Source organism: uncultured Sphingobacterium sp. (genome assembly GCF_964277905.1).
Lineage (GTDB): Bacteria > Bacteroidota > Bacteroidia > Sphingobacteriales > Sphingobacteriaceae > Sphingobacterium > Sphingobacterium siyangense.
Genome location: NZ_CAXYKD010000046.1, coordinates 1 through 21,378, shown reverse-complemented (window position 1 = coordinate 21,378; position 21,378 = coordinate 1). Strand labels below are relative to the sequence as shown.

The following is a 21,378-nucleotide window of genomic DNA, read 5'->3' as shown; positions in this document are numbered from 1 at the left end:
AACATGAGTACATTAGTTTCAGAATCATTACTTCAACAAGTGTTGGGAGCTTTCAAAGAGCAAGGCGTTTCAGACGAACCTTCGTTTTTCGTGGAGGCCCGCCAACTTGCATTCGAACGTTTCGAAGCAGCAGGCTTTCCCACCGTTAAGAATGAAGAATGGAAATATACAAACATCCACAGTATTATCAATAAGCCTTATGCGCTTGATGTCGATGTGGATATCGAAGGCTTAGACTTTAGTGCAGGGGAGATTCCTCAGTTGGATGCTTACCGCATTATCTTGGTGAATGGTCAGTATGTTTTAGCAGTAAGTGAATTAGAAAATGTGAAGGGACTGTCGGTTATTCCAATGGATGAAGCCACTTCAGAGCCTGCATTCGAGAGCCATTTTGCGAAATACGCGGACAAGTCAGACAATATTATGGTCGCATTGAATACGGCTGCTTTTACAAATGGTGTTTTTATCCATTTGAAAAAGGGAGTTGTACTTGATAAACCAATACAGATTATTCATGTCGCTACAGGGAAAGAGGATTTCTTTGCGCAAACACGTAATTTGATCGTTGTCGAGCCAAATGCAGAACTTGAATTGATCGAAAGCTTTATCACTGCAGAAGGTACCGCAAATAATGTGCACAATAAGGTCTCTGAGATTATCGTCAAAGAGAATGCTAAAGTACAACATTATTATTTGCAGCTCGCAGAATCTGTAAGCCGTTACTTTAATCATACAGAGGTATACCAAGAAAAAGATAGTCTTTATAATAATTACAACTGTAATTTTCCTGGCGCCTCGTTTATCCGTAACAATATCAATGTTCGCTTGGATGCAGCGCATGTGGAGAGCCATTTATATGGAATCAACTTAACTGCAGGTGATCAATTGGTTGATAATCATACCATCGTAGACCACCTTAAGCCACATTGTGAGTCTTATGAATGGTATAAAAATATTACACAGGATAAATCCGTTGCAGTTTTCAATGGAAAAATCTTTGTGCGTGAGGATGCTCAAAAAACAAATGCTTTTCAACAGAACAATAATATGTTGATGTCAGACAATTCGGCGGTTTATACCAAACCGCAATTGGAGATCTTTGCGGATGACGTAAAATGTTCACACGGATGTACCATCGGTCAGTTTGATAATGAAGCCTTATTTTATTTGAGAGCAAGAGGAATTGGTGAAGAGTCTGCCCGTATCCTGTTGGTACATGCATTTGCATTTGACGTAACTACACGTTTCTCTAATGAGGTTGTTCGCAAATATGTTGAAGAGCTTGTAGAAGAAAGCCTAAGAACAAATTAAATCCATTTAGGATCATATAGCTTTTAAAATGGCGTTTACCGATACGGTGAACGCCATTTTTTATAGAAATAATTGGATCCACGATATCTTTTTGTACGGCCATGTACATGTCTTTATATACAACTTACGCTTATAAACCTTGGGTTTTATAGCGTGTTCGCTTTTTCTCTTGTTAAGCCTCTTTCGATAAATAGATAGGAGGACCTCTTTATATTAGGATATTGGGGTATTATCTTTTTCAATGATCTAATTAGGAGGCTGGAAAAAAAGAAAGGGTAGTACTACAAAACAGAAAAAGCTTCCAAATTTTGGAAGCTTTTTTAGAGCGAAAGACGAGATTCGAACTCGCGACCCCAACCTTGGCAAGGTTGTGCTCTACCAACTGAGCTACTTTCGCGTTGATGCTACAAAAGTAAGGCATTTATTCGTATTCTGCAAGAGAAAAAACAAAAAATGTTAACTTAAATTGATCGCATCAACACAATTAATACCGTCTATGGCCGCTGAAATGATACCTCCGGCATAACCTGCACCCTCACCACAAGGGTAAAGTCCTTTGACCTGAGGGTGTTGTAAATCTTCTTTATTTCTAGGAATCCGAATCGGCGAAGATGTACGTGATTCTACACCAACCAAAATGGCTTCATTGGTATAATACCCTTTCATCTTTTTGCCAAAGATTGGCAGTGCACCGCGTAATGCTTCGTGAACAAAAGCAGGTAGCACTTCGGTGAGATCTGCAGATGCTGTTCCGGGCTTGTAGGAGTTTTCTGGCAGATCCATCGATACACGCCCTTCGACAAAGTCGACCATACGTTGTGCGGGAGCAACAAGTTTACCGCCACCTACGGCAAAAGCCTTTCGCTCGATCTCTTTCTGAAAATTAAGTAATGCAAAAGGATCCTTGTGTGCATTGGCAACGTCCTCAAGGTTAATCTGAATAACGGTACCTGAATTGGCGTGCGGATTATTTCGTTTGGATGGGGACCATCCGTTGACAACGATTTCATCTAAATCTGTTGCACAGGGAGCGATAACTCCACCTGGGCACATGCAGAATGAAAATACCCCACGGTCATTAACCTGCTCAACCAAACTATAATATGCAGGGGGTAAATGCTCGCTTCTAACCTGACAATGGTATTGCGCCTGATCAATGATTGACTGCGGATGTTCGATGCGCACACCCAATGCAAAGGCTTTGGCTTCGATCAGCCAGTTATTACGGTGAAAAAGCTCAAAAATGTCCCGTGCAGAGTGTCCTGTTGCTACGATGACGTGATCGGCCTTAATTTCTTCGCCACTGGCTAACTTGACACCGCGCACATGACCGAAAGATTCTAAAATATCGTCGACACGTTGATCAAAATGAAATTCGCCGCCAAATTCAAGGACACTCTCACGCATTGCTTCAATAATATGCGGTAATTTATTTGTACCAATATGTGGCCGTGCATTGACTAGAATATCTGTCGTAGCACCATGGGAGACAAAAAGATTGAGCACTTTGTCTACATCACCTCTTTTATTGGAACGTGTATATAGTTTCCCATCGGAGTAAGTTCCGGCTCCACCTTCACCAAAACAGTAGTTTGATTCGGGATTTACGATGCCTTCCCGGTTCAGCTTTGCGAGATCGCGTCTACGGTCCTGTACTTTCTTACCGCGTTCGATTACAATTGGTTTGAGCCCACGCTCAATGCAGCGGATAGCCGCAAATATGCCGGCAGGGCCTGCACCAATAATAATAACGGGTTTTCCGTCTTTGACAGACTTGAAATTATTTTCGTAGATTTCAGGAACAGGCAGTTCATCGATATAGTAGATAACCCTTGCCCGGTAGACCACTTGCTTGCTTCGGGCATCAATTGAACGTTTCCGGATTTTATAACCTTTGATTTGCTGGGGTTGAACGCGTAAAGCTTTTATGCCCTGCAGTATAATGTACTGTTCGTCCTCGATCCTTTCTGGAAGTATCGCAATTTCGATTTCTTTTTGCATAGTATGAGGGCTGGGTTTTTATCCCAAAACCGAGACAAAGTTAATGAATATTGGCTATTTGGAGATTTGGAAATAAAAATATTCTTATCTTAGTAAGAGCTTGGTATATGCTTTGATAGTGTAACCGTATAATTTGAATAGTATTTAATTCTTTGAACAATGAAAATTAAAAGATTTTTGGTCGCCCTATGTGGTTTATTTGCATTAGTATCATTAAACTCCTGTGGCTACAATACGATGGTCTCACAAGATGAGAATGTTAAAGGAAAATGGGCACAAGTTGAAAATGCGTATCAACGTCGTGCGGATCTAGTTCCAAATTTGGTTAATACGGTAAAAGGAGCGGCAAAGCACGAAGAAAGTACATTGACAGCCGTTGTAGAGGCAAGAGCTAAAGCAACTTCGGTAACGATTAATGCCGATGATTTGTCTGAGGAGAATATTGCCAAGTTTCAAAAAGTTCAGGATGAATTCAGCGGTTCGTTGAGTCGTCTTTTGGCGTCGGTTGAAGCTTATCCTGATTTGAAGGCAAATCAGAACTTTTTGGAATTACAAGCACAGTTGGAAGGTACTGAAAATCGTATTTCAACAGAACGTAGATCTTACAATGAGGCGGTACAGCAATACAATACCACCGTACGTAGCTTCCCGAATAATTTAATGGCGGGTATGTTCGGATTTAAGGCGAAAGGTACATTTACTGCAGCCCCAGGTTCGGATAAAGCGCCAACGGTATCATTCTAATAGTAAATTGTTAGCAATGAACAGAACGATGGATGATGCGGCTTTCGTAGAAGCACATCATCCATTTTTTTATCGTGTTTTAACTAGTTTTAGATACTTTGAATCTGGAATAACCGTCTGGTAATCTGGTCTTGGAGTGCAAACGTATACAGACTATGGCATTAAATTCTGAAGAACAAGAGAAGATCGTTCACGCCATTAATGTGGCTGAGAACGAGACTTCTGGTGAGATTCGTGTAGTGGTAGAAAATCATTGCCCCGATGAGGTACATGATCGTGCAACATATTATTTTTCCAAATTGGGCATGCATAAGACCACGTTGAAAAACGGTGTTCTTATCTATATCGCGCTTGAGGATCATAAATTTTCTATTATTGGCGATAAGGGAATCCACCAACGTGTAGAAAGTGATTTTTGGAACAGTACCAAAGATCTTATGGTGGCGGAGTTTCGGGTGGACCGCATTGTTGAGGGCTTGGTCAAAGGGATCGAGCATGCGGGTAAACAATTGGCAAAATTCTTTCCGCGTGAACATGATGACATCAATGAGCTTCCAAATGATATTGTTTTTGGAGACCGTTAATTGTTAAGTGACCAGCAAGAACCCCGAACTGCTATTGCCTGTCTCGCAAATAGATTGATAAAAATTGTGATAAACCCGACTTCGGGATTTACAGAACGCCAATAGGAGCATGAAGACTGCTTAAGGCAAATAAAAATGAATAAAAGAGAATAATAGGATGAAATTTGTATCAAGATTATTTTCTCGGATTCGAATCCCTGCTATGGCTATGTTGCTTTTTATGCTGTCGATAGCCACAGTATTGGGTCAAGATTTCCCAGAAACATCAAACAGACTTGTCAATGATTATACAAACACATTGACAGCAAGTCAGAAGCAATTATTGGAGCAGAAGCTATTGGCATTTGAGGATTCCGCATCTACGCAAATTGCTGTGGTTATGATGAATTCTACCGGCGGCTATGATATTTCTGATTATGCAGTCCGTTTAGCGAAAAAATGGGGCATTGGGAATAAAAAGTATAATAACGGTATTCTGTTGTTGGTAGCCCTGGGAGATCGTGCGGTGACCATTCAAACAGGTTATGGTATAGAGGGGGCTGTCCCCGATGCCATTGCATATCGTATTATTGAAAATGATATCAAGCCGGCTTTTCGTCAGGGAGATTACTACAAAGGAGTCGACGATGCGACCAGTTCCCTAATTTCCTACACAAAAGGAGAGTACAAAGCTGATCCAAAACAACCGAAAGGAAAGGGGTCAGGTTCGGTGATGTTTGTCATTATTATTGTGATATTCTTGATTGTTATTTTCTCCAATCGCGGTGGCCGCGGTGGAGGTGGTGGTGGAGGCCGTGTGATGAATGGACGCGGAGCTTCTGATATCTTTTGGTGGACATTGCTGAATGGTCTTGGCGGTGGTGGCGGTCGCGGTGGCGGCGGTGGCTTCGGTGGTGGTTCAGGAGGCGGATTTGGCGGCTTCGGTGGCGGTGATTTTGGCGGTGGCGGTGCTTCAGGACGTTGGTAACATGTTTGCTAAATAATGTTAAATTGAACCACAGTGCAGGGGAAATGTTTTACATTTATGGGAAGTATATAATTATGAAAAAGGGAATATTAATGGGTTTAAGCTTTTTACCAGCCTTGTTAATGGCACAAGAAAGCTACACAGTTACAGGTAAAGTAAACACAACGTCAGATAAAGCGAAAGTGTTTATGCAGTATGCTGCCAATGGAACTCGCCAGACAGATTCAGCAACGGTTGTAAAAGGTGAGTTTAAGTTCAATGGACAGGTGGCTTCGCCAACGAAGGGTATGATGATCTATTCACCGGAAGGCTTATCTTTCGCTGAACTTAGAAATAGTCAAAAGCAGCCTGAAACAGCACAGCTGTATCTTTCTAAAGGAGTTATCAAAGTCGATGCAACCAAAGGGTTCAAAAATGCAACCGTCTCGGGTACAGCGCTCAATGATGATCTGACGCAGTACAAGGCTTTTGTTAAACCTCATACAGATGCGTTCGAGGCGTTGAACCAACAATATTATGCGGCTTCGGAGACTCAAAAACAGGATCCTAAATTCATCGAAGGTTTGCAAAAACAGGCTGGTGAGATTTCCGAAAAAATGGAAAAAGCAGATGCTGAATTTATTAACAAAAACCCAAAAAGCTGGTACACGTTAGATTTGTTGTCTGAGAATGTCAGCGGTGAGAACGTCAATGAATATGTGACTTCTTTTGAGAAATTGTCTCCTGAATTGAAAAATTCTGAAAAAGGGAAGGAATTGGCTGAGCGTATCCAGAAATTGAAAGCAGTTGCTGTTGGTTCGGTAGCGCCTGACTTCACATTGCCAGACACAACAGGAAAGAATATTTCTCTATCTTCTTTAAGAGGTAAATATGTTTTATTGGATTTTTGGGCAAGCTGGTGTGGTCCTTGTCGCCATGAGAACCCGAACGTCGTTGCTGCTTTCAATAAATTCAAAGACAAAGGATTTACCGTGTTTGGTGTTTCTTTGGACAATCCGGGTAAAAAAGATGCTTGGGTGAAAGCTATCCATGATGATAATTTACAACAATGGCCACACGTTTCGGACCTACAGGGTTGGAAATCGGCTCCGGTCAAGTTGTACGAAGTACGTGGTATTCCGCAAAACTTCTTAATCGATCCTTCAGGTAAAATTGTCGCATCAAATTTAAGAGGTGAGGCTCTGGAGGCTAAGTTAGCTGAATTGCTAAAATAAATCGGTATATAACTGCCATTGGGCATTTGAATAACCCCTAATTGTTATACTCAGGTGAGCTGGGTCTACAATTAGGGGTTTCTATTTAATAATAGCTGTCCTGATCAAACTGCGCTTTCATCGTTACTGCGCTAGCGGCTGTGATAACGTGGAAGGAATTCACTAACTTCGCCTGCTGCTATCGCGAATGATCACATGGAACTACTATATCCTCGTATACAATCCAATTTAGGGGATGATGAATCTTGAGTTTTAAACAAGTTGAGCAATGGGATTTCTAAAGCAATTGCGGCAATAAAAATTATATAGATGAAGAAAATAGTAATTTTGGGCATATTCTTGGGGACGGTGCTTGCTTCCTGCAGAGACGATCAGGATAAGGGGATTCCCATCGTCAACCTAGAGGCATTGCATGCCATTCCTTTGGATCATGCTATTGATCAGTTGGCTAAAGACACGACTTTTATCGATGTCACGCTGCCGCCTAATGCCAGAATCGATCAGTTATCGCAACAGGAGCTGGGCCAACTAAAAGCTGCTGCATATCGTTTTTATCAGCATGTTACACTGGAAAATAATCAATACCGTGTTGATCTCAAAGATCCAAAGGTATTGCACTTATCGGAACAGGTTGTGAAGGCCTATGAACAGGCGATCAGCAACACGAATCATTTTGCTGACTCGATGGCGAAAGCAGGCCAAGCCATTCAGTTGCCTCCAGTATCTGAAGAGTACCTCAATAATTTGCTTAAATAACAACTGTGCCGGATATGGTACTATTGTGGCTTTTGGTAACATGATAGTTTAGGTATCAGGTCTTTACCTAAAGGATTTGGACAATCTAGCAACAAAAGGCATAAAAAAAGAGTATACATCACAGTGTATACTCTTTTTTTATTGTTAGTTAAGAATAACTTATATCACTTACAAAGAAAGGATTTCAATGATACGAAGTAGGTCTTCATTCATTTTTACGTTATGCTTGATGGCGCTCTTAAAAGGAGTGAATCTTACTTCACTGCAAATCAGTCCGGCCATTTCACCCCTGCGACCTTGTAGTAAAGCCTCTACGGATGCCACTCCAAGCCTGCTGGCTAACACGCGATCCATACATGTTGGGCTTCCACCGCGTTGGATATGTCCTAAAATTGATAATCTAACATCGTAATGCGGGAAATTTTCCTTGATTTTTTCCGAAACAACCATTCCGCCTTCTTTGTCACCTTCAGCAACAATAATAATGCGGGATGATTTATTTTTACGGGATTTGTCAAGTCTTTTCATGATCGCATCATAGTCTACCTCGAACTCAGGAACCAGAACTGCTTCGGCACCGGTACTGATACCAGAACGAACGGCGATAAGTCCAGAGTCGCGGCCCATCACTTCGATTACAAAAAGTCTATCATGAGACTCGGCGGTGTCGCGAATTTTGTCTACGGCTTGGATAACTGTATTAATGGCTGTATCATAACCAATCGTAAAGTCTGTACCGGCCAAATCGTTATCAATTGTGCCCGGAAGACCGATGATCGGAAAATCGAATTCTTCTATAAACTTGGATGCACCGGTAAATGTACCATCGCCACCGATGACAACCATGGCATCAATACCGTGGCTGCGTAAATTTTCATAAGCCTGTTTACGTCCTTCAATAGTTTTGAAGGCCTCGCTACGGGCTGTTTTTAGGATAGTACCACCACGTTGTATGATATTGGCTACAGATTTAGCATCCATGGGGATAATCTCACCATTAACTAGACCATCATAACCTCTGCGTACGCCAAATACTTCAAGATTATTGTAGATACCCGCTCTAACAACAGCGCGGATACCAGCATTCATTCCTGGAGCATCTCCTCCAGATGTCAAAACAGCAATTTTTTTAATGTTACTCATACGTACTCAAACTTAGCTATTTTTAAGCGTATATACAATTATATTTCCGTTATTAGAAGTTGCCGATAACGCTATTAAGAACAAGCAATAGCTTTTTTAAGTGCAATTCATTTAAGCGTGAGCTAAAGATAATGCAAATTTAATAATTGCTTTTTCTCATCTATCATTCAAGACGGATATCTCCAGCGTATACAGCCTATTTTTTTGCCTTAAAGGCATCAATTCCGCTCTGTAAAAATGCAGTATATTCCGCGACATTATAGTTTGCGCCCGTTTTTGGAACTAATACTGTTCCTGATGCATCGACGATAACATAGAGTGGTTGCGAATTACTGTCGAAAGCTGATGCTTGGAAATCACTGTTTTTATTACCTATGGTTTTGATTTTTTTGCCACTATATTTTGAAACGAATTGTTCGTTTGCAGGTAATTCTGTTTTATCATCGACAAACAATTCGGCCATAATAAATTCTTCCTTCAGTAGTTTGGCAACCGCGGGATCAGTCCAGACATTTGCCTCCATTTTTCGACAATTGACACAGTTCCAGCCTGTAAAATCAATTAATACCGGTTTATTCTGTTCTTTTGAAGCTGCGAGAGCCTCTTCATAATCATAATAAGGATCAAATCCTTTTGGTGTACCACGTTCGTGAAAAATCTCTGCGTATTTTTTGACCTTACCATTATTGTGTATAGGAGCGGCTGCTATTCCTGCCGACAGGTCAAAGTCCTGTGTTGCTGAAGGTGGCAAGAAGGCTGAAATCGATTTTAGGGGAGCTCCCCACAGTCCAGGTACCATATAGATAACGAAGGAAAATACAATGATAGCGAGAATAGTTCTCGGTACAGAGAGGAATTTTAATTCGCTGTCATGTGAAAACTTGATCTTTCCAATAAGATATAAGCCCATCATACTAAAAATGGCAATCCATAGTGATAAGAACACTTCTCGATCCAACCAATTCCAATGGTAGGCCAAATCTACATTTGATAAGAATTTCAGCGCTAGTGCGAGCTCTAAGAAGCCAAGTACAACCTTCACTGAATTTAGCCAGCCGCCAGATTTTGGTAGGGATTTTAACATCGAAGGGAACATCGCAAATAAGCCAAAAGGAATTGCTAGTGCTATAGAAAAACCGAGCATACCGACTGCTGGACCTAAGCGTTCTCCTTTTGAGGCCGCTTCGACCAATAAGGTGCCAATAATGGGGCCAGTACAGGAGAAAGAGACCAGTGAAAGGCTGAATGCCATAAAGAAAAGTCCTACAAGACCGCCTTTGTCGGATTTGGCATCCATTTTATTGACGAAAGAACTTGGTAACGTAATTTCAAAAGCACCAAAAAAGGACGCGGCAAAAACAACCAATAACAGGAAGAATAGGAAATTAAATACCCCATTTGTCGATAAAGCATTCAACGCATCCGAACCGAAGGCAATCGTAATAATCATTCCTAGAGCAACGTAGATCACAATAATGAAGAGACCATAAAGGAGTGCCTTGCTGATACCGCTTGCGCGGCTTCCGGCCTGTTTTGTAAAATAGCTTACGGTAAGTGGGAGCATTGGGAATATACAAGGCATGAGCAGTGCTGCGAAGCCGCCAACTAATCCAGCAATAAAAATACTCCAAAGTGATTTTTTTCCTGATTCTTGATTTCCGGAGGAAGCATTTGCCTTAGTTGCAGCTATTTTACTGCTATCTTGACTAACCATCGTGTCAGGTGAAGCTGTAAAATTTAGATCCTCAGGTACCGCTTCAACAGCAGTAGCTGTATCCGGTGATGATTCAAATTGAAGCCCTTCTGTACTTGTTAAACTATCTTGTGCGGAGGCAAAAGTTGCTGTAGTTAAAGAAAGGCTGAAAAAAGCAATTAAAAGTAGAATGAATGTGTTTTTTAACATGCGTATGAATTTCTGATGTTATGGTCAAAAATAAAAAAAGGCGATGAGAATCGCCTTATTAATTTATCCGTGTAGAATCATTTTTACTATTTGATTGTCACAGCAAAAGCATATTCGTCTGGAGGAAGACATTGTGATGCATCACATGCTTGCCATTCGACAGTACCTTTAACGGTGGCAGTTCCTTTGTTTAAAGTTACTTTTTGTTGGAAAATTACCTCGTTTGTAAAGTAACCAACATCCATCTTAAATACATCCTCATGTTTTACTTTTGGTTTTGGCTCTGCAGTTTTACCTACTAGTGCATAATCTGCAGCTTTGGCGAATGTGAAAGAAGTTGGAATTGGCCCGCCATCTTTCACATTTTGTGAATAAATGTGCCATCCATTTTGGATTGTAGCTTTTACATAAACTACCGCTTCTTTATTATTTAACTTTTTGCTGGCCACAGTCCATTTTACAGGTTTGTGAATCTGAGCGAATGCTCCCGTAACTGCAAAAATTACTGCAGTCATTAACAGTATTAACTTTTTCATCCGAATTTAATTTGTTCTTTTCCTTTTCCGCTACAATGATTGCAGTGTGTTATTGTTCTTTGATGCTTCGTGTGAATAAAGGTTTAATCACGCTGTTGACAAATTTAGAACAAAGGTTTGACAATTTTAAAATGGGCTATCCTTTTTTTGTAAAGATTAGGTAATAAGATGTGTAATTTCTTTGATATCAAATTCGCGAAGGGTGTCTTCCAGGAGAACGCACAGTTTCCCCTCGTCAGATACCCGTTGAATGATACCGGTTTTCTTGATGCCATCGATAAGAAATGGTCTTTCTTCACCTTTCCAAAACAATAAGGCGTTGTAGCGGCTTAACTGATATTGGGCCCCTTCCTTATAAAGGGTCAGGTACTCCTGTTGGATCACTTGGAACAACTCCTGAGCCAGGGCCTTGATGTTGTAATCCTGTCGATCGGTCAGGCAGGCAAGCGAGGTTATTGTTGTTGCTGTGTCAAAATTAATTTGATTAATATTTACACCGATGCCGATAATGGCGCTGTCGATTTTACTGCCTTTTAATTTATTTTCTATTAAAATGCCTGTGATTTTCATTGAATTGACGTAAATATCATTGGGCCATTTTACGGCAACAGGCTGTTCGGTTTTGCTTTGCAGCCAATTGACGGTTGCAACGGCAATAGTAGCTGAAAGTGCAAATTGTTGTGCTATTGGTAGGAAATGAGGCTTTAAGAGGATGGATGTCGTTAGGTTTTTCCCGGGTTCACTGACCCAGGAACTTCCGCGCTGTCCCTTACCCTGAAATTGTTCTTCTGCTAAAATGGCAGTCCCCTCAGCTAGTGGCTTGAAATTTGACAATAATTCCCTGAGGTAATCGTTTGTAGAGGCGACTTTGTCAAGATATATTGTATTTTGACCGATGATAAGTCCCGAAATATTGTTATTTTGCAAACTGAAAGTATTAAATAAATATTAAGTCAAAACTATCACATTTTTTAATGAGTAAAAATAAAAGTTCAGAATTGTCCCAACGTCTATCAGAAATTATCGTTTATGGTATGCAAGAAAAGAAAGCAAACGAGATCGTTCGCTTGGATTTAAGAGATCTTCACAGTTCTGTTTCCGATTATTTTGTGATTTGTCATGCAGATTCTAACATTCAGGTGAATGCGATAGCAAAGAGTGTCGAAGAAGAAGTCTATAAGGCATTTGGTCAAGAACCCCAATATAAAGAAGGACAATCAAATGGAGAATGGTTGATTTTGGATTTTGTGGATGTGGTTGTACATATCTTTAAGACCGAAAAAAGAGCGCATTATGGTATCGAGGATTTATGGGGAGATGCAGAAGTACAGCATTTCCAAAGCGCTTAATTGTCCTCAACGAAAAAATTTATAAAGAAAATATAATTACGATATAATGAAAAAAATCCCGAGTAGTAAGGTAAGCCCGAAACCGCCAAAATTCAATTTTGTGTGGCTTATGATTGCCATGTTTTTAGGTTTTTTTGCCTTACAGTACGTTTTTGGAGAAAACCCAGCTAAGGAAGTTAGCTATAGTGATTTTGAGACTCGCATGTTGAATACAGGCTCTGTAGAGCGCCTGGTCGCCTATAAGAAAAATGATCTTGTCGAGGTGGAGGTCTATCTAAAAAAGGGCTGGAAAGATAACCCTAGTTTTAAAGACGCTACAAAAACTGCTGATCCGCTTCCAAGTCTATCAGGACAGGAGGATAAGGGACCACAATATATTTTTAAAGATGCTTCTCCCGATGTTTTAGAAAAGAAATTAGCGGCATCGCAGGCGGAATTAGCTCCAGGTACACCAAAGGTCCAATTGACTTACGATGATCGTTCTAATCCGTGGGCAAGTTGGTTTATCACGTTTATGTTGCCATTGTTGGTCTTGGCCGCAATCTGGATTTTCTTGATGCGTCGTATGGGCGGCGGTGCTGGTGGCGGCGGCGGTGCAATCTTTAATATTGGTAAATCAAAGGCTCAGCTATTTGATAAAGAATCGCAGATCAATATCACATTTAATGATGTTGCCGGTCTTGAGGAGGCAAAACAGGAAGTTATGGAGATTGTGGATTTCTTAAAAAATCCACGTAAGTATACCAATCTAGGGGGTAAAATTCCGAAGGGAGCTTTGCTTGTAGGGCCTCCGGGAACAGGTAAGACTTTATTGGCTAAAGCTGTAGCCGGAGAGGCTCAAGTGCCATTTTTCTCACTTTCCGGATCTGACTTTGTCGAAATGTTTGTGGGGGTAGGTGCATCGCGTGTTCGTGACTTGTTTAAGCAAGCGAAAGAGAAAGCTCCATGTATTATTTTTATCGATGAGATTGACGCTATTGGTCGTGCTCGTGGTAAAAACTCGATGATGGGGGGTAATGACGAACGTGAAAATACATTGAACCAATTATTGGTGGAAATGGATGGTTTTGGTACGGATTCGGGCGTTATTATTTTAGCGGCGACTAACCGTATTGATGTACTTGATACAGCGTTGTTGCGTCCGGGACGTTTTGACCGTCAAATTTCTATTGATAAACCGGATTTAATTGGCCGTGAGCAAATTTTTAAAGTACATCTAAAGCCGTTGAAGTTATCAGCTGAGGTCGACGCAAAGAAATTATCGGCGCAGACACCAGGCTTTGCAGGAGCTGAGATTGCCAACGTGTGTAACGAAGCAGCTCTTATCGCTGCCCGTAAAAATAAACCAGAGATTGATATGCAGGATTTTCAAGATGCCGTTGATCGTGTGATCGGTGGTCTCGAGAAGAAGAATAAAATCATCTCTCCAGAAGAAAAACGTATTGTTGCTTATCATGAGGCGGGGCACGCTATTGCAGGCTGGTTTTTAGAGCACGCCGATCCTTTGGTGAAAGTATCTATTGTGCCTCGTGGTGTTGCTGCTTTGGGTTATGCACAATATCTTCCCCGTGAGCAGTTCTTATATACGACGGAGCAACTGATAGACAGTTTATGTATGACTATGGGTGGTCGTGTCGCTGAGGATATTACTTTTGGAAGAATCTCAACAGGTGCTCAAAATGACTTAGAGCGTATCACGCAACTTTCTTATGCGATGATTGCAATCTATGGTATGAATGATAAAGTTGGAAATGTTTCTTTCCGAGACAGTTCTGAGGCATCTTTCCAAAAACCATATTCTGACAAAACGGCAGAGTTGATTGATGCAGAGGTTCGCAACTTAATTAGTGATGTCTATGCACGTACGAAACAGTTATTGCTGGACAAACGTGAAGGTTTGATTAAAATAGCAGAAAAGCTATTGGAAAAAGAAATACTTTTTCAGTCGGACTTGGAAGAGATATTAGGTAAACGCCCATTTGAAACTAAGACTACTTACGAGGAGTTTGTGAATGGTGCTGATGGTGGCGGAGTTCCGCAGACGGATCTACCGTTGGATGTTCACCCGGACGAAGCGCGATCTAGCGAAGGGCAGAGCTCAGAAACACCGTCAAATAATTTGAATTAATTTGAATGCTGCAGCGCTAGAGTCATCTAGCGCTGCATTTATATATATTTGCGCCATGAACGTGAAGAACGCAACAGCGAAGGAGGTAATGTTAAAACGGGTACGTCAGGCATTACTACAGAAAAACGATAATCCACATCCCAATTTCAAAGAAACATCACTTTATAAAGAAGAGGATGAGTTGGTGGATATTGTTTTTGTTCGCGAATTGACTGCTGCGGGAGGCAAGTTTCTGTATTGTGATGGCGAGATCGGTCTGATTGAAAATTTGATTTCATTGACTGAGGAGAATAATATTAAAAATATATACGCTTGGGAACAAGGTGTTCAAAATCTACTCAGTCCATATGGTTTTCCTTTTTTGAAAACAGCGGAAGATTTTGAATTTGCAAATGCAAGTATTACATCATGTGAAGCATTAGTTGCGCGCAATGGCAGTGTGATGGTGAGTAATGCAAATGCTTCAGGGCGCAGGTTGAGTATATATCCCCCAATTCACATTGTTATTGCTAAAGCTTCGCAATTGGTTTGGGATCTAAAGGATGCTTTAGCCTATATGCAGAAGCGTTACGGTCAGGAAATCCCGACAATGATTTCGACAATTACCGGCCCCTCAAGAACGGCTGATATAGAGAAAAGATTGGTTTTGGGAGCACATGGACCAAAAGAGCTTTACGTTTTACTTTTAGAGGATCGATTCTAAGAACTACTATGCTATTATTTTATCTAACAGAAATGCCTGTTGCGAGTATTATTTTCATTTTTACACTCGCTACCAGTATCTATACATTTTCACATGAGCAACTTTACGGCAAACTGATGTTACACCCGTATAGTATCGCACGTAATCGAAAAGTATATACGATTCTTACCAGTGGTTTTGTACATAAAGATTGGGGGCATTTGCTGTTTAATATGCTTACCTTCTACTATTTTGCTTTTGGTTTAGAGCGTATACTTGCAGAGGCAAGTCCATACGGACATATTTTATTTGCGGTGATCTATATCGGTAGTTTAATCCTGAGTGATATTCCAACGATCATTCAGCAGAAAAATAATCCGGGTTACTATAGTTTAGGTGCTTCAGGTGCAATTTGTGCGGTCTTGTTCAGCTACATTCTTTTCGATCCGAAGAGTACCATTGGTGTGATGATGATTATACCGATGCCGGCTTACCTGTTTGCGTTTTTGTTTTTAGGTTACTGTGTGTGGGCGTCAAAAAAAGCACAAGATGGTATAAATCACGATGCTCATTTCTTTGGTGCATTGTCAGGTGTGATCTTGACGATTATCTGTTTTCCTTGGGTTATTAAGCATTGTCTGGCTCAGTTCTAAAATTTTCCGCCCCAGGTTTCCCGGTCTAAATTTCTGTACTGGATTGCTTCGGCTAGATGATGGTTTTCGATCATTTTACTCCGTTCCATATCAGCGATTGTGCGAGCAACTTTGAGTATTCTATCGTATGCTCTCGCGGATAAGCTGAGGCGTTCAATAGCTATTTTAAGTAATTTCCTTCCGGCCTCATCAACCTGACATATTTCTCGGGTCAATTGTGTACTCATTTGCGCATTACAATGAACGTCTGGAAAAGAATCAAACCGTTCTTTCTGAATTTCTCGTGTCTGAATGACCCGACTTCGCACAGTACGGCTGTCCTCGGCTTTACGTGTTGTGCTCAGTTGATCAAATAGTACAGGTGTCACCTCAATATGCAGATCGATGCGGTCTAAAAGAGGTCCCGATATTTTACTTAAATACCGTTGTACGGTGTTGCTGCCACATATGCATTCCTTTTCGGGATGATTGAAATAGCCACAGGGACAGGGGTTCATGGCCGCTACCAGCATGAAACTCGCCGGATAATCCACCGTAAGTTTTGCTCTTGATATGGTAATCTGTCGCGATTCGAGAGGCTGCCGCATGACCTCGAGTACACTTCGTTTGAATTCCGGTAATTCATCCAAAAACAGTACGCCATGATGTGCTAGTGAAATCTCACCAGGCAGCGGATTGGAGCCCCCACCTACCATAGCTACGTCGGATATGGTATGATGCGGAGAACGAAACGGCCGTGTAGTCAAGAGAGACTCCTTGGTCTTCAGGTTTCCAGATACAGAGTGTATTTTGGTGGTTTCTAATGATTCAGTCATGTTGAGGGGTGGAAGTATCGTCGGTAATCTTTTGGCCAACATAGTCTTTCCTGCGCCGGGGGGACCTATTAAAATAAGATTATGACCACCTGCAGCGGCAATTTCCAGTGCCCTTTTAATATTCTCCTGTCCTTGAACATCCGAGAAATCGACATCGTAATTCGCTGTATCGGTATGAAAGAAAGTTTGAATATCAACTTTTGTTGGTTCAATTTTCAGCTTATGATTTAGGAAATCAACAACTTGGCTGAGATTCTCTACTCCAATAACATCGACTCCCCTGACAATAGCGGCCTCCTTGGCGTTCTCTTGTGGTAAAATAAGCCCTTTAAAGCCTTCTTTCAGGGCTTGTAAGGTGATGGGTAAAATACCGCGGATGGGCTTAATGCTTCCGTCTAATGATAGTTCTCCTAAAATGAGATAATCTGCCAGAAGCTCATTTGTTATTTGCCCGGAGGAGGCCAATATGCCGATTGCGATTGATAGGTCGTAACTGGAACCTTCTTTGCGAAGGTCTGCAGGTGCCAAGTTGACAACAATCTTTTGACGTGGCATGTGAAGTTGACAGGAAGTAATGGCACTTTCGACACGTCTTAAGCTTTCTTTTACAGCATTGTCAGGCAATCCTACGATATAATAATGTAGGCCTGTAGATACGATTACCTCAACGGTAATTGTGCAGGCATTGATTCCATAGACAGCACTGCAATAGGTTTTATTTAGCATAATTTTTATAATGGGTTGATTTAAAGATACTAAAAAACTGAACGGGTTAATAATTGTTTGGTGAATTATTGAAAGTCAATCGAAGTTTATCAAAAAATGATTATATTGGAAGATATAGTTTCTTGTAAATAATGGATTAAATGCCGCGTTTGGCAAACGATTTGCTCTGTTAATTGTATTATTAACGAGGACTAGATTCATCGTAATAGAATTAGAACTTTAAAACGAAAAAGAAATGAATGACACAAGTAAAGTAGCTTTGGCGTTGTTAGCGGGTCTTGCTGCAGGTGCAGCTTTGGGAGTTTTATTTGCTCCGGACAAAGGGTCGGATACGAGAGATAAAATCAATGATTCATTAAGCGATTTGAGTGATGCTATTCGTGAGAGAGCGGAAGAACAATTCGATCAATTGAATGATTTTAAAGAGAAAATTGTTTCTACATTAAAAGGAAAATTAAATCAGACCGAAGAAGTGCTAGATGATGATATCATCGAACATGCATAGTTCGCAAATTATTCGTATGAATAATTGGTGTAGAATACATATCATCAGGCTATTTCTAGGATAGATTTTTACGATAACACCTTTCTTTTAGGATAGAGGATTGAAGTTGCCGGCGTTGAGCCGAAACAGGATTCGTTTTAGAACTAGACATTGAAATAGCCTGAATAATTTTAAGATGCATGGAAGAAGAAAAATTTTCACTTAGTGGTACTTTTCAAAAAACCAAAGAGTACATTGACTCTCAGTTTAAGCTTGTCAAATTAAAGACAATTGAGCGTTCTTCTCGATTGATCGCTAGCCTTGTGGTTGATGCGACAAAGCTGATATTCACGTTATTTGTCCTGTTTTTTTTATGCCTGGCACTGGGTTTTTGGCTCGGAGAATTACTGGGGAGTTATTCCTTGGGCTTTTTGGCGACAGCGGGTATTTTCTTGGTGATTATTATCTTAATACGGGTTTTTGAGCCGATGTTAGAGTCCAAATTTATGGATCTTTCTATCCGCCGTTTTTTGGCTAAATGGAACGATGAGATTGAGGAGGAGGAAGAAGATCTACATAAGGAAAAACTTGATAGAGAAAGGGCTACAAATGAACAATAAACATACTAAAATACGTAACCTACAAGAGCTTAAGGCTGAGATTTCCCGTTTGAAAGCCCTTAAAAATGAGCAAGAAGTCTATCTTAAGACTCAATTTACCTTGCTCAACAATAAAATAGAGGCCCCAATTCGCTTTTTCAATACATTAAAAGACAACATTCCGGGGGTAAATATTGTCCAGCAGCTGTTCTCTAAAAGTAGCAATTCAGATTCCGATTGGCTAACGAAGACCTTACGTATCGGCGTGCCTTTTGTTATGAATAGGTTGTTCCTAAAAAATACCGGTGTTTTTAAGAAAGCGTTGATGTTGCTGTTGTCAGAGCGTGCTGTCGGCCAGATCAATCAAGATAAAATCAGTGGCCTCCTTAGCAAGTTAACACAGTTTATTCGTCCCAAAAAGAAGAAAAATAAAGCTGCCCAAGCTGAAAATGCGGTTATCAAGGATGAGGTTAACGAGTACGGAATTCCTTCCTATAGTGAAACCTACTAATGCGATCGTGTTGGATTTATTCGGAAGCGTTTGCTTCTTTTTCCAAAAAATCCGCATAAGCTAGTTGAATGCCTTCTCGAAGGCTAACTTGATGTTTCCAACCCAGCGCGTGCAGTTTTGAGACATCCATGAGTTTTCGTGGTGTTCCATCTGGTTTGGAACTGTCGAAGGAAATAGTTCCCTTGTAGCCAATAACGTCTTTAATCAATTCTGCAAGGTCCTTAATGCTTAGATCTTCGCCAATGCCAATGTTGACAAATTGTTTCTCGTCATAATTATTCATTAAAAATACGCAGGCATCTGCCAGGTCATCGGAAAAGAGAAATTCCCGTAAGGGGGTTCCTGTTCCCCAGATAATAACTTCAGGGAGCTGATTGATTTTAGCTTCATGAAATCTTCTGATCAAGGCCGGTAAGACATGTGAGTTTTGCGGATGGTAATTGTCGTTAATTCCGTAAAGATTCGTTGGCATAACGGAGATATAATTGCATCCATACTGATCCCGAAAAGCTTCTGCCATTTTTATTCCGGCGATTTTAGCGATTGCGTAGGGCTCATTTGTAGGTTCCAGTGTGCCCGTAAGTAGCATATCTTCGTTCAAAGGCTGTGGTGCCATTTTTGGATAGATACAGCTTGAACCTAAGAACATTAATTTTTTAACCTTATTATCGTAGGAAGATTTGATGACGTTATTCTGTATAGCCATATTCTCGTAGATAAAATCTGCGCGATAGGTGTTGTTCGCCATGATCCCTCCAACTTTGGCTGCGGCTAAGAAAACATAGTCAGGTTTTTCCTGATCGAAAAAATCAGCGACCGCTTGCTGGTTGCGCAAATCTAATTCGGAAGATGTGCGTGTGACAATATTGTTGTAGCCAAGCTCCGATAATTTGCGATGAATTGCCGATCCGACCATGCCGCGATGGCCTGCTATGTAAATTTTAGCGTCTTTCTCCACGATAAGTTATTGATTCCTGCAAACTTAGATAAATTGCTTTTTATATGCAATATAATTCGCCCCTAAGAAGGCGATTTATTGATTCATGTGTGTGCTATCGGAGTTCAGATTGTTCCGGAATTGCCGGTAATGGTGCTGTCCTTCAGATTTATTTTTTTTAGCGGGAATATAAGGTTATTTTTGCGGGATATTTATTAAAAAATGGGAAAGGACAAACTACGTAAATTTGCTGAAGTTGCTACTTTTGAAAATGTAATCCAACTCGACGCAGGCAAAGAATATAAAGGGAAATGGGCTGAGAAGCAATTTGGTAACAATAATCCAGTTGTTTTGGAGCTTGCTTGTGGTAAAGGTGAGTATACTGTTAATCTAGCGAGATTGTTTCCGGAAAAAAATTTCATCGGTATTGATTTTAAAGGTAATCGTATTTGGCGTGGAGCCAAGACAGCTTTGGAAGATGGAATTCGGAATGTTGCTTTTCTTCGGATACAAATTGAGACTATCCTTGAACATTTTGCTGAAAATGAAATTGATGAAATCTGGATTACCTTTCCGGATCCGCAACCGCAAGATAGTCGTGAAAAGAAACGATTGACAGGGCCAAAGTTTTTAGATCGTTATAAAATCATTATGAAACCTGAGGGGATGATGAATTTGAAAACAGATAACGATGGTTTCTATGCTTATACACTGGAGCAGATCGATTTACAGCATTTGAAAAAATATAAAGAAACGACGGATCTTTACCATTCAGACTTGGTGGATAACGTTTTATCCATTAAAACATACTACGAACGTAAGTATTTGGCGCATGACAAGAACATTAATTATGTGAAGTGGAGTTTCGAAAAACGATAACGAATAGGTTTATTTCATAATAGAAAGTCTAAACGAAAGTTTGGGCTTTTTTTGTTTTTAGTGATTGCATTGTTTTTTGCTGTATTTTGTTGGTTTTCAAATAATTTAAGAGTCTTTTTTGGAGAGGCTCTTTTTTGTTTAATCGATATTCAAATAATTTCGATTTATTTCGTTTTTTAAATATTATTAATTATTTTCGATTTGAAAATAAAAAATAACCAAGGAGACAGCGCTTCAAAAGCGTGCCTAATGCATGAGAACCCTTTTTGAGTGGACTTCAAGGCATTTTATTAAAATTTTAAATCGTAATAGTGTGATGAAAAGAAATACTATTCGAAATAATTGTTAACAAAAAGAAAACATTAAGTTAAAGCAAACTTTTTGTTAGGGATATATTTTTGTGCCAAATTGAAAATTAACAATTTACACCAATAACTATGTTTAGTATTAACCCTA

The 21,378-nt window shown here is 40.3% G+C and carries 21 protein-coding genes and 1 tRNA gene; 14 read left to right on the top strand and 8 right to left on the bottom strand.

What is annotated here, in order from left to right; genetic code table 11:
- Window positions 1–3: 3 nt before the first annotated feature.
- Window positions 4–1,311 carry a Fe-S cluster assembly protein SufD gene (gene sufD, locus ACHWSC_RS21385; RefSeq protein ID WP_075990261.1) on the top strand — a complete coding sequence of 436 codons (1,308 nt, stop codon included), beginning with the start codon at window positions 4–6 and terminating at the stop codon, window positions 1,309–1,311.
- A gap of 324 nt (window positions 1,312–1,635) precedes the next feature.
- On the opposite strand, the gene ACHWSC_RS21380 is transcribed toward sufD, so the two are convergent.
- A tRNA-Gly gene (locus ACHWSC_RS21380) sits at window positions 1,636–1,708 on the bottom strand.
- Between the two features lie 59 nt (window positions 1,709–1,767).
- Window positions 1,768–3,312 (bottom strand): FAD-dependent protein, encoded by a 1,545-nt coding sequence (locus tag ACHWSC_RS21375; protein ID WP_394678110.1) that lies wholly within the window; start codon window positions 3,310–3,312, stop codon window positions 1,768–1,770.
- A 165-nt stretch (window positions 3,313–3,477) separates the two neighbouring features.
- Here ACHWSC_RS21375 and ACHWSC_RS21370 point away from each other — a divergent pair, with 165 nt between their 5' ends.
- From ACHWSC_RS21370 to ACHWSC_RS21350, 5 genes are all read left to right on the top strand, one after another.
- Window positions 3,478–4,056 (top strand): LemA family protein, encoded by a 579-nt coding sequence (locus ACHWSC_RS21370; RefSeq protein WP_046673163.1) that lies wholly within the window; start codon window positions 3,478–3,480, stop codon window positions 4,054–4,056.
- 155 nt (window positions 4,057–4,211) lie between these two features.
- Window positions 4,212–4,640, top strand: a complete 429-nt coding sequence (locus ACHWSC_RS21365; protein ID WP_201667033.1) for a TPM domain-containing protein — start codon at window positions 4,212–4,214, stop codon at window positions 4,638–4,640.
- Window positions 4,641–4,797: 157 nt separating this feature from the next.
- Window positions 4,798–5,607 (top strand): TPM domain-containing protein, encoded by an 810-nt coding sequence (locus tag ACHWSC_RS21360; RefSeq protein WP_394678109.1) that lies wholly within the window; start codon window positions 4,798–4,800, stop codon window positions 5,605–5,607.
- A gap of 74 nt (window positions 5,608–5,681) precedes the next feature.
- Window positions 5,682–6,821 (top strand): TlpA disulfide reductase family protein, encoded by a 1,140-nt coding sequence (locus tag ACHWSC_RS21355; protein ID WP_120335178.1) that lies wholly within the window; start codon window positions 5,682–5,684, stop codon window positions 6,819–6,821.
- Window positions 6,822–7,130: 309 nt separating this feature from the next.
- A complete protein-coding gene (locus tag ACHWSC_RS21350) occupies window positions 7,131–7,577 on the top strand; it encodes a hypothetical protein (protein ID WP_394678108.1) in 447 nt (148 codons plus the stop codon).
- Between the two features lie 168 nt (window positions 7,578–7,745).
- Here the strand turns inward: ACHWSC_RS21350 and pfkA are convergent, their stop codons facing one another.
- The 4 genes from pfkA to ACHWSC_RS21330 all read right to left on the bottom strand — a co-directional run bounded on the left by pfkA (window position 7,746) and on the right by ACHWSC_RS21330 (window position 12,086).
- Window positions 7,746–8,720, bottom strand: a complete 975-nt coding sequence (gene pfkA, locus ACHWSC_RS21345) for a 6-phosphofructokinase (protein ID WP_075990255.1) — start codon at window positions 8,718–8,720, stop codon at window positions 7,746–7,748.
- Between the two features lie 196 nt (window positions 8,721–8,916).
- On the bottom strand, window positions 8,917–10,623 hold the full coding sequence (locus ACHWSC_RS21340) for a protein-disulfide reductase DsbD family protein (protein ID WP_394678107.1): 1,707 nt from the start codon (window positions 10,621–10,623) through the stop codon (window positions 8,917–8,919).
- 86 nt (window positions 10,624–10,709) lie between these two features.
- Window positions 10,710–11,159, bottom strand: coding sequence for a protein-disulfide reductase DsbD domain-containing protein (locus ACHWSC_RS21335; RefSeq protein ID WP_075990253.1), 450 nt, complete (start codon window positions 11,157–11,159; stop codon window positions 10,710–10,712).
- Window positions 11,160–11,315: 156 nt separating this feature from the next.
- Complete coding sequence (locus ACHWSC_RS21330; protein WP_394678106.1) at window positions 11,316–12,086, bottom strand: biotin--[acetyl-CoA-carboxylase] ligase; 771 nt, start codon at window positions 12,084–12,086, stop codon at window positions 11,316–11,318.
- 47 nt (window positions 12,087–12,133) lie between these two features.
- On the opposite strand from ACHWSC_RS21330, the gene rsfS reads away from it, so the two are divergent.
- The 4 genes from rsfS to ACHWSC_RS21310 are packed head-to-tail and all read left to right on the top strand — an operon-like array spanning window position 12,134 to window position 15,971.
- Window positions 12,134–12,508, top strand: coding sequence for a ribosome silencing factor (rsfS, locus tag ACHWSC_RS21325; RefSeq protein ID WP_046673130.1), 375 nt, complete (start codon window positions 12,134–12,136; stop codon window positions 12,506–12,508).
- A gap of 46 nt (window positions 12,509–12,554) precedes the next feature.
- Window positions 12,555–14,636, top strand: a complete 2,082-nt coding sequence (gene ftsH / locus ACHWSC_RS21320; protein WP_205400290.1) for an ATP-dependent zinc metalloprotease FtsH — start codon at window positions 12,555–12,557, stop codon at window positions 14,634–14,636.
- Window positions 14,637–14,691: 55 nt separating this feature from the next.
- The gene (locus ACHWSC_RS21315; protein WP_394678105.1) at window positions 14,692–15,339 is read left to right on the top strand and encodes a lactate utilization protein C; all 648 of its coding nucleotides are present in this window, start codon (window positions 14,692–14,694) and stop codon (window positions 15,337–15,339) included.
- Window positions 15,340–15,347: 8 nt separating this feature from the next.
- Complete coding sequence (locus tag ACHWSC_RS21310) at window positions 15,348–15,971, top strand: rhomboid family intramembrane serine protease (protein WP_145328760.1); 624 nt, start codon at window positions 15,348–15,350, stop codon at window positions 15,969–15,971.
- On the opposite strand, the gene ACHWSC_RS21305 is transcribed toward ACHWSC_RS21310, so the two are convergent.
- On the bottom strand, window positions 15,968–17,512 hold the full coding sequence (locus tag ACHWSC_RS21305; RefSeq protein ID WP_394678104.1) for a YifB family Mg chelatase-like AAA ATPase: 1,545 nt from the start codon (window positions 17,510–17,512) through the stop codon (window positions 15,968–15,970). The genes ACHWSC_RS21310 and ACHWSC_RS21305 overlap by 4 nt on opposite strands.
- A 235-nt stretch (window positions 17,513–17,747) precedes the next feature.
- On the opposite strand from ACHWSC_RS21305, the gene ACHWSC_RS21300 reads away from it, so the two are divergent.
- The 3 genes from ACHWSC_RS21300 (at window position 17,748) to ACHWSC_RS21290 (ending at window position 19,106) form a co-directional block, all read left to right on the top strand.
- Entirely contained in the window at window positions 17,748–18,017 is a 270-nt protein-coding gene (locus ACHWSC_RS21300) for a YtxH domain-containing protein (RefSeq protein ID WP_075990249.1), read from the top strand.
- Between the two features lie 179 nt (window positions 18,018–18,196).
- A complete protein-coding gene (locus ACHWSC_RS21295) occupies window positions 18,197–18,616 on the top strand; it encodes a hypothetical protein (RefSeq protein ID WP_088163270.1) in 420 nt (139 codons plus the stop codon).
- Window positions 18,606–19,106: a hypothetical protein gene (locus ACHWSC_RS21290; protein ID WP_394678103.1), complete on the top strand. Its 501-nt coding sequence runs from the start codon at window positions 18,606–18,608 to the stop codon at window positions 19,104–19,106. The genes ACHWSC_RS21295 and ACHWSC_RS21290 overlap by 11 nt, the downstream gene beginning before the upstream one ends.
- Before the next feature lie 16 nt (window positions 19,107–19,122).
- On the opposite strand, the gene ACHWSC_RS21285 is transcribed toward ACHWSC_RS21290, so the two are convergent.
- Window positions 19,123–20,064 carry a GDP-L-fucose synthase family protein gene (locus tag ACHWSC_RS21285; protein WP_394678102.1) on the bottom strand — a complete coding sequence of 314 codons (942 nt, stop codon included), beginning with the start codon at window positions 20,062–20,064 and terminating at the stop codon, window positions 19,123–19,125.
- Window positions 20,065–20,265: 201 nt separating this feature from the next.
- On the opposite strand from ACHWSC_RS21285, the gene trmB reads away from it, so the two are divergent.
- Window positions 20,266–20,922: a tRNA (guanosine(46)-N7)-methyltransferase TrmB gene (gene trmB, locus ACHWSC_RS21280; RefSeq protein WP_394678101.1), complete on the top strand. Its 657-nt coding sequence runs from the start codon at window positions 20,266–20,268 to the stop codon at window positions 20,920–20,922.
- Window positions 20,923–21,378: the final 456 nt, after the last annotated feature.